The sequence below is a fragment of the Arthrobacter silvisoli genome, assembly GCF_003369445.1.
GTDB classification, from domain to species: domain Bacteria; phylum Actinomycetota; class Actinomycetes; order Actinomycetales; family Micrococcaceae; genus Arthrobacter; species Arthrobacter silvisoli.
In genome coordinates this window covers 46,497-54,865 of record NZ_QRCU01000024.1, presented here as the reverse complement: position 1 = coordinate 54,865, position 8,369 = coordinate 46,497, and the positions used below count along the sequence as shown (strand labels likewise).

General features: G+C 68.2%; 7 protein-coding genes. All 7 read right to left on the bottom strand.

Features of this window, described 5'->3' with window-relative positions:
* Positions 1 to 74 precede the first annotated feature (74 nt).
* Positions 75 to 1,877 carry an acetyl/propionyl/methylcrotonyl-CoA carboxylase subunit alpha gene (locus tag DWV11_RS05410; RefSeq protein WP_115787866.1) on the bottom strand — a complete coding sequence of 601 codons (1,803 nt, stop codon included), beginning with the start codon at positions 1,875 to 1,877 and terminating at the stop codon, positions 75 to 77.
* Between the two features lie 102 nt (positions 1,878 to 1,979).
* Positions 1,980 to 2,651 carry a Maf family protein gene (locus tag DWV11_RS05405; RefSeq protein WP_115787865.1) on the bottom strand — a complete coding sequence of 224 codons (672 nt, stop codon included), beginning with the start codon at positions 2,649 to 2,651 and terminating at the stop codon, positions 1,980 to 1,982.
* 107 nt (positions 2,652 to 2,758) lie between these two features.
* A complete protein-coding gene (locus DWV11_RS05400) occupies positions 2,759 to 2,941 on the bottom strand; it encodes a hypothetical protein (RefSeq protein ID WP_115787864.1) in 183 nt (60 codons plus the stop codon).
* Positions 2,942 to 3,039: 98 nt separating this feature from the next.
* A complete protein-coding gene (locus tag DWV11_RS05395) occupies positions 3,040 to 5,598 on the bottom strand; it encodes an MMPL family transporter (protein WP_115787863.1) in 2,559 nt (852 codons plus the stop codon).
* Between the two features lie 54 nt (positions 5,599 to 5,652).
* A complete protein-coding gene (locus DWV11_RS05390; protein ID WP_115787862.1) occupies positions 5,653 to 6,288 on the bottom strand; it encodes a TetR/AcrR family transcriptional regulator in 636 nt (211 codons plus the stop codon).
* A gap of 56 nt (positions 6,289 to 6,344) precedes the next feature.
* Positions 6,345 to 6,752 carry a YbjQ family protein gene (locus DWV11_RS05385; protein WP_115787861.1) on the bottom strand — a complete coding sequence of 136 codons (408 nt, stop codon included), beginning with the start codon at positions 6,750 to 6,752 and terminating at the stop codon, positions 6,345 to 6,347.
* 103 nt (positions 6,753 to 6,855) lie between these two features.
* Positions 6,856 to 8,289 carry a dicarboxylate/amino acid:cation symporter gene (locus DWV11_RS05380; protein ID WP_115787860.1) on the bottom strand — a complete coding sequence of 478 codons (1,434 nt, stop codon included), beginning with the start codon at positions 8,287 to 8,289 and terminating at the stop codon, positions 6,856 to 6,858.
* Between the last annotated feature and the right edge of the window lie 80 nt (positions 8,290 to 8,369).

The following is an 8,369-nucleotide window of genomic DNA, read 5'->3' as shown; positions in this document are numbered from 1 at the left end:
GGCCCCGCACCACACGGTGCGGGGCCGGAGCCTTTTCATCCAAACTTCGCTGCGCCCTCCGGGGCCCTCGCGGACTAATCTTCGATCGTGGCGATGACGGCTCCGGCGGACACTGTCTCGCCTGCCTGGGAAACCAGGCCGTGGATGGTGCCTGCGCGGTGGGCGGTGAGCGGCTGCTCCATCTTCATGGCTTCGAGCACCACGATCAGGTCGCCTTCGGCCACCACGTCGCCGTCGGCCACGGCCACCTTCACGATGGTTCCCTGCATCGGGGAGGTCAGCGCGTTTCCGCCCGAAGCGGCCGCGGACGCAGCGGCGCCGCGGGCACGCTTCTTGGACTTGCCCGCCTTCGGCGAGGCGCCGTTCAAGGACGCGGCTCCGAGGCCAGCCGGGAGGGCGACCTCAAGGCGCTTGCCGCCGACCTCGACGACGAAGCGCCGGCGCTCACCGGCGTCGGGGGCTTCAGCGGACACAGCACCCGACCATGCGGGGATGTCGTTGACGAACTCGGTCTCGATCCAGCGGGTGTGGACCGAGAACGGGCCCTCCTCGGGAGCGAAGGCAGGGTCGGAGACCACCGTGCGGTGGAAGGGGGTCACCGTGGGCATGCCCGTAATTTCCAGCTCGGCCAAGGCGCGGCGCGAGCGTTCGAGGGCCTGCTTCCGGCTGGAACCGGTGACCACCAGCTTGGCCAGCATGGAGTCGAAGTTGCCGCTGATCACCTCGCCGGCCTGGATCCCGGAGTCCACGCGGATGCCCGGGCCAGTGGGGTAACGGAGGGTCTCCACCGTGCCGGGGGCGGGCATGAAGTTGCGGCCGGCGTCCTCGCCGTTGATGCGGAATTCGAAGGAGTGGCCGCGGACTTCGGGGTCGCCGTAGCCGAGTTCTTCGCCGCGGGCCAGGCGGAACTGCTCGCGGACGAGGTCGATCCCGGTGACCTCCTCGGAGACACAGTGCTCAACCTGCAGGCGGGTGTTGACTTCGAGGAAGGAGATGGTGCCGTCCTGGCCGACCAGGAACTCGCAGGTGCCCGCACCGAGGTAGCCGGCCTCCTTCAGGATGGCCTTGGACGCTTCATACAGGCGGCGGTTTTGCTCTTCGGAGAGGAACGGCGCCGGGGCTTCCTCCACGAGCTTCTGGTTGCGGCGCTGCAGGGAGCAGTCACGGGTGGAGACGACGACGACGTTGCCGTGGGCGTCGGCCAGGCACTGGGTTTCGACGTGGCGGGGTGAGTCCAGGAACTTCTCCACGAGGCACTCGCCGCGTCCGAAGGCGGCCAACGCTTCGCGGACCGCGGATTCGTAGAGTTCGGGGATCTCTTCCAGGGTGCGGGCGACCTTGAGTCCGCGGCCGCCGCCACCGTAGACGGCCTTGATGGCCACCGGCAGGCCGTACTCCTGGGCGAAGGCGACGATCTCGTCGGCGTCCTTGACCGGGTCCTTGAGGCCGGGTGCCAGCGGAGCGCCGGCAGCCAGGGCGATGTGCTTGGCCTTCGCCTTGTCGCCAAGGGCGTCGATGGCTTCGGGGGAGGGGCCGATCCAGGTAATGCCCGCCTCGATCACGCGGCCGGCGAATTCGGCGTTCTCGGCGAGGAAGCCGTAGCCGGGATGGATTGCGTCGGCTCCGGATTGCTTGGCGACGTCGATCAGCTTGTCGATGACGAGGTACGACTCGGCGGCGGTGTTTCCGCCCAGGGCGTAGGCCTCATCTGCCAGCCGGACGTGCAGTGCATCCCGGTCCGGGTCAGCGTAGACAGCAACGGAGGCGAGGCCTTCGTCGCGGGCTGCACGGATAATGCGTACCGCGATCTCACCGCGGTTGGCCACCAGTACCTTGGTGATCGGGTTGGAAACGGGCTGCGCCGGCTGTGCTGTCAACTTGACTCCTTCTGTCCTCAAAGGAGACTAGCGTGATTGTGAGGGTTCCGCCCATGTTGATGGGGGAATCCGTGCGTGCGGCGCCTCCTCTTTGTAGGTTTACTACAAAACGGCGCAGTCCCCGTCGCTTGCCCACAGCTCAGTGATGCGCACCTGTGCCTGGCCAAGCAGCTCGCGCAGCGTGGAGACGGACAGCCCGACGACGGCGTGCGGGTCGCCGTCGACCTTGCGGATGAACGCCCCGCCCAGTCCGTCGATGGTGAAGGAGCCGGCGCAGTGCAGCGGCTCGCCCGTGGCGATGTAGGCGTCCACCTCCGCCTCGCTCATCGGCGTGAAATGCACTTCGGCGCTGGAAACGGCGCCGAGGGTCGCCCCGGTACCGTCGGCGCGTTCCCCGTCCTCGACGTCGGCGGCCGTGTCCCGGCAGTCCACCAGCCAGTGCCCTGTGTGCAGCACGCCGGAGGAGCCGCTCATCCGCAGCATCCGCTCCCTGGCGACCTCGGCGGTGTACGGCTTGCCGTGCGCTTCGCCGTCGAACTCGAAGACCGAATCGCAGCCGATCACCAAGGCGCCTTCGGCTTCGGGCAGTGCCGCGACCGCTTCGGCCTTGGCACGGGCGAGCAGCAGGGCGGTGTCGTGCGGGTCGGTGACCCCGTAGTGCGCCTGGATTGCTTCCTCGTCGACGTCGGAGACGAGGACTTCGTGCCGGATGCCGGCCTCGGTGAGGAGCTTGGTGCGGGCGGGGGACTGGGAGGCCAGGATAAGTCGGGTCACGCGTTCAAGGTTATCCGCTGCCGGGCCGCGGCGGATGCGCCAGCGGAAACGACCAGCGAAACGAATGGAAGGAACGCCCGGTGGGGACGTTCCTTCCATTTCAGGGGCTAAACCCTCTCGCGCGTGCGATCGATGACCGGTTCCCGCGGGGTGGTGAAATCGCGGCGCCGGCGCGGGAAGGCCCAGAACGTGCCCTTCGCGTCAACGTGTGGTTCCTTGTGCTCCTCGGTTTCCCGTGAGGCATCTTTCTTGGTGTCCCAACGGAAATCCTTGCTGTACCCGTAGCACATCACAGGCCTCCTTCTGGTGACTGCCCTTTAATCCTCCTCCTGATCCGGCGGCGCGTCGAGGGCCGCGTGGGCCGGGCCAGGTCAGGCAGCAGCGCCGCTCAGGCCACCGGTTCCTTCGCTTCCCCGGCGTCGTCCGCGGCGCTCACCCGGGCACCGGTCCGCTCGAGCGAGGCACCTTCGACGTCGACGTCCGGCAGGACGCGGTCCAGCCAGCGCGGCAGCCACCAGGCCTTCCCGCCCAGCAGGTACATGGCGGCGGGCAGGATCGTCATGCGGACCACGAACGCGTCCACCAGTACACCGAACGCCATCGCGAATCCGAGCGGCCGCACCATGGTCAGGTGGGAGAAGATGAAGCCCGCGAACACGCTGACCATGATGATCGCGGCGGCGGTGACCACGGCGGCGGCATGGCTGAAACCGCTGCGTACGGCCGGCCTGGCACTCTCGCCGTGCATGAACGATTCCCGCATGCCCGAGGTGATGAAGACCTGGTAGTCCATCGCCAGGCCGAACAGGACGCCGATGAGGATGATCGGCAGGAAGCTCAGCACCGCGCCCGGGTTGGCCACGTCGAACACGGGTCCCAGCCAGCCCCACTGGTACACGGCCACTACGGCGCCGAACGCCGCGGCGAGCGAGAGCAGGAATCCGCCGGTGGCCAGCAGCGGGACCACCAGCGAACGGAACACCAGCAGCAGCAGGATCACGGACAGGCCGACGACGATTGCCAGGTAGGGCGGCAAGGCCGCGCCGAGTTTGCCGGAGACGTCCACGTTGCCGGCCGTCTGGCCGGTCAGGCCGATGGTGACGCCGGTGTCGGCCTTGATATCGCTGCCCTTGGCCCGGAGTTCGGAGACCACCTGGACGGTGCTCTCGCTGGCCGGTCCGTCCTGCGGGATCACTTGGAACACCGCTGTGCGGTGGCCATCGCTTCCCGTGGCAGGGCTCAGGGCAACCGGCGCGGCGGCCACCACCTTGTCTACGCTGCGCAGCTCCGCGGCGACGTCAAGCTGTTTGTTGACCGCGGCAGCGTCGCTGAGGCCTCCGGGGAGTTCGCCGACGACGACGATCGGTCCGGTGACGCCTTCGCCGAAGCTCTTGCGGGTGAGGTCGTAGGCCTTGAAGGCCTGCGAGTCGACTGGTTCGGAGCCGCCGTCGGGCAGCGCCAGCCGCAGCTGGGCGGCCGGCAGCGCCAGGACGCCGAGCAGCACGACCCCGGCGAGCAGGAACCACACGGGGTGCCGGGTCACCAGGGCACCCCAGCCGCGGTTGCTCTTGGCCGCGTCGGCGGCCCGGTCCGCGGCCTCGTGGCCCGGTTCCGCGTTGTGCCGCGCAGCCTTCGCCCATGCCCGCTTGGAGATCAGGCGGCGGCCGATCAGCGACAGCATCGCCGGGGTCAGGGTGAGCGAGACGACGACGGCGACAGCCACCGTGGCTGCGGCGGAAAGGCCCATCACGGCAAGGAACGGCAGCCCGGGGACCACCAGGGCGGCCAGGGCGATGACCACCGTGAGGCCGGCGAACAGCACCGCGTTGCCGGAGGTGCCGGTGGCGAGGGCCGCGGATTCCTCCGGATCCATCCCGGCGAGCAGCTGGCCCCGGTGCCGGTTGACGATGAAGAGGGAGTAGTCGATGCCCACGGCCAGGCCGAGCATGAGGGCGAGCATGGGGGAGATGGAGCTCATGTCGATGACGCCGGTCAGCGCGAAGGTGCCGCCCACGCCAACCGCGACACCCACAACGGCCATCAACAGGGGCAGACCGGCGGCGATCAGGGTCCCGAGCATCACAATCAGCGCCAGGGCTGCGACGGCGATGCCGACGATCTCGGCGATGCCGAACAGTTGGGAGACGTCCTCGGTGATTTCCTTGCTGGCCAGGGCCGTCACGCCGGCGGAGGATACACCGTGGACGACGTCCTGGACCTGCTGGCGATCGGCGGGGGTCAGGGCGTTGATGGAGGTCTTGAACTGGACCTGGGCGATCGCGGCCTTGCCGTCTTCGGACACGAAGCGCATGCCTTGGGACGCCTCAAGCTGCCGCTTCGCCAGCGCGAGCTTTTCCGCACCCTCGGCCGCCTGCTTCTCGCCGGCCTCGAGCTTTGCCTTCCCGGCGGCGAGCTCGGCCTTCTGCGGGGCAAGCTGCGCGTCGATCGCGGCCGCGGGCATTCCGGCACCCGCCATCTGCTGTTCCGCCGTCTTGAGCCGGGCCTCCCCGGCGGTCAGTTGCGCCCGGGCCTGCTCGAGTCGGGCGTTGCCCGCGGCGGCCTGCTTTTCGCCCTGCTCGACGGCGGCGGGCGCCTTGTCGAGTTCGGCCTGCACGTCGAAGGGGTTGACGGTGGACTGCACCGTGGGAAGCTCTTTGAGCTTGTCCAAGGCGGACGCGACCGCATCCTTGCCGGCCTGGTCGAAGCCGCCGCTGCCGGCCTCGAAGACGATGCCGGCCGAGCCGCCGGACGCTTCGGGCAGGTCCCTCTTGAGCTTGTCCAGCATCCGCTGGGTCTCGGTGCCCGGGATCTGGAAGTTGTTGGACATGGTGCCGTGGAAGGCCGCGGCGGAACCGCCGACGGCCACCAGGACGGCCAGCCACAGGGAGATCACCAGCCAGCGGTGGCGATAGGAGAACTTGCCGAGACGGTAGAGCAAAGTAGCCATGGTGGTGCCGATCTGTTCTGGGTTGTCAGGCGGTGGGCGGTAGGTTCCGCGCGGTCAGGCGGTGGCGGGTGCGTTGAAGCCGGAGGCCAGCAGGCCCACGGCGGTGACGAGGTGCTGGCGGAAGACGGCCAGGGACTCCGGGGAAAGGTCGGCGCCGCGTTCTTCGAACCAGACGCCCATCGCGGCCTTGCCGCAGGCGATGATCGAGCCGGCCATGGCGCGCAGGTGGAGTTCGTCCGCGGCTTCGCCGAGGCGTTCGCGCGCGGCGGCGATGATCTGTTCGGTGCAGTGCTCCCAGGCCTCGAGCTCGCAGCGTCCCAGCCCTTGGCTGGAGTTCGTGAGGCTGAAGAGCTCGGCGATCGGAGCCGCGGTCATCGGGTCGGCCAGTTCCATCAGGGCGGCCCGGGCGGATTCCAGGACCGGTTCATCCGCAGGGCGGAGCCTGAACTGCTCCAGGACGTTGTCGAGGAAGCGGTCGGCCAGGGACGCCAGTGCGGCGTCGACGCCGGTGAAGTAGTTGAAGAACGTCCGCCGGGACACTCCCGCCTCGGCGGCGATGTCTTCCACGGTGAAGTTGCCCGCGCCCTTGCTGCGCAGCAGCGCCAGTGCGGCGTCGGCGATCGCGCGGCGGGTGGCGACCTTGTTCAGTTCACGGCGGGACGCTGTGTTGGCGGGGGCGGTTACAGGCACATATTTACACTAAGTGCATTTTTGCACTCTGCGCAAGTTAAAGTTCCAGGCGGGCATCAGGGCGCCGTCGGCTGTGGTCCTGCCTGCTGCCCGGCCGTGTTGCTCAGGTAGATCGACTGGCCGGTTGCCCCGGGTTCGTCTTCTTTGAGCGGGATGGCGAAGACGGCGGTGCCGTAAGCGCACACCTCGGTCCAGTTGGTGCCCATTTCCGAAGTGTCGAAGCGCATGGCCACGATGGCGTTGGCGCCGCGTTGCTGTGCCTCATTGACCATGCGGGCCATGACGTCCTGCCGGCTTTCATAGAGGGCCTTGGTCATTTCGGGAAGCTCGCCGCCGCCCAGGGAGCGGAATCCGGCAAGCATCTGCGAACCGATGTCGCGCGACCGGACAGTGAGGCCCATGACCTCGCCGAACACGGCGTCGATGCGGTGGCCGGGGATTTCGTTGGAGGTGACAATCAGCATGCGCCGAGCCTACCGGGGAGCCTGCTTAAACGGACGAATCCCGGGGAATTCCCCGGGATTCATCCGGTGGGTGCGTGCCCTGGCGGCATGCCCTGGGGCGCGCCTAGGATGCGGCGCCGGCGAGCTCGCGGTCCGCTGCAGGGGTTGCGGACCCGGGGGCCGTGGACTCAGCAGCGTCGGCCTCGTCCGCGAACGCGGTGCCGTGGCGCGGTGCGTTGTACAGTTCCTCGTCCAGGATGCCCTGGCGCCTGGCCACGATGGTGGGCACGAGGGCCTGTCCTGCGACGTTGACCGCGGTGCGGCCCATGTCCAGGATCGGATCGATCGACAGCAGCAGCCCGACGCCGGCCAGCGGCAGGCCGAGGGTGGACAGCGTCAGGGTCAGCATCACCACGGCGCCGGTGGTGCCCGCCGTGGCGGCCGAGCCCAGCACCGAAACGAGGGCGATGAGCAGGTACTGGCTGAAGTCCAGGTTGATGCCGAAGAACTGGGCTACGAAGATCGCGGCGATGGCCGGATAGATCGCGGCGCAGCCGTCCATCTTGGTGGTGGCGCCCAGCGGCACGGCGAAGGAGGCGTAGCCGCTCGGCACTCCGAGGTTCCGTTCGGTGACACGCTGCGTGAGCGGCAGGGTGCCGATCGAGGAACGGGAGACGAAAGCCAGCTGCACGGCCGGCCACACGCCGGAGAAGTACTGCTTCACGGACAGGCCGTGGCTGCGGACCAGGACGGGGTAGACCGCGAACAGCACCAGCGCCAGGCCGACGTAGATGGCCACCGTGAACTTGCCCAGGGAACCGATGGTGTCCCAGCCGTAGATGGCCACGGCGTTGCCGATCAGGCCGATGGTGCCCAGCGGGGCGATCCGGATGATCCACCAGAGGACCTTCTGGATCACGGCGAGAGCGGAGGCGTTGAAGGTCAGGAAGGGTTCGGCCTGCTTGCCCACCTTGAGGGCGGCCACGCCGACGGCGATCGCGATCACCAGGATCTGCAGCACGTTGAAGTTCACCGCGGTGGTCACGGCGTCATCGGCGATGGTGGTGCTTGCGCCGAGGCCCAGGAAGTTTTTCGGGAACAGGCCGGTGAGGAAGGCCCACCAGCTGCCGACCTTGCCGGGGGCTTCGCCCTGGCTGTTGATGCCGGTTCCCGTGCCCGGCTGGAAGAGAACGCCCAGCCCGATGCCGATCAGCACCGCGATCAGGGAGGTGATGGCGAACCACAGCAGGGTGTTCCAGGCGAGCTTTGCGGCGTTGGAGACCTGGCGGAGGTTGGCGATCGAGCTGACGACGGCGGTGAAGATCAGCGGGACGACGGCGGTCTGCAGCAGCGAGACATAGCTCGAGCCGATGGTCTGCAGGGTTGCGCCGAGGCCGTTGGGAGCGGTCTTGGTGCTGCCGGTGTACTTGGCGATGAGGCCGAGGGCCAGGCCGACGATGAGGGCGGCGATGATCTGCACGCCGAAGGACGTGGCCCACTTGGGGAACGTGGACGCGGTCTTCCCGGGGGCGGTCGAAAGGTTGGATGTTTTGCTCACCCGAACAAGCTAGGAGGAATTGGAATACCAGAGCGAGTGGACGTTGAGAAATATGACGGCAAAGATGAAGTGGCGGCCGC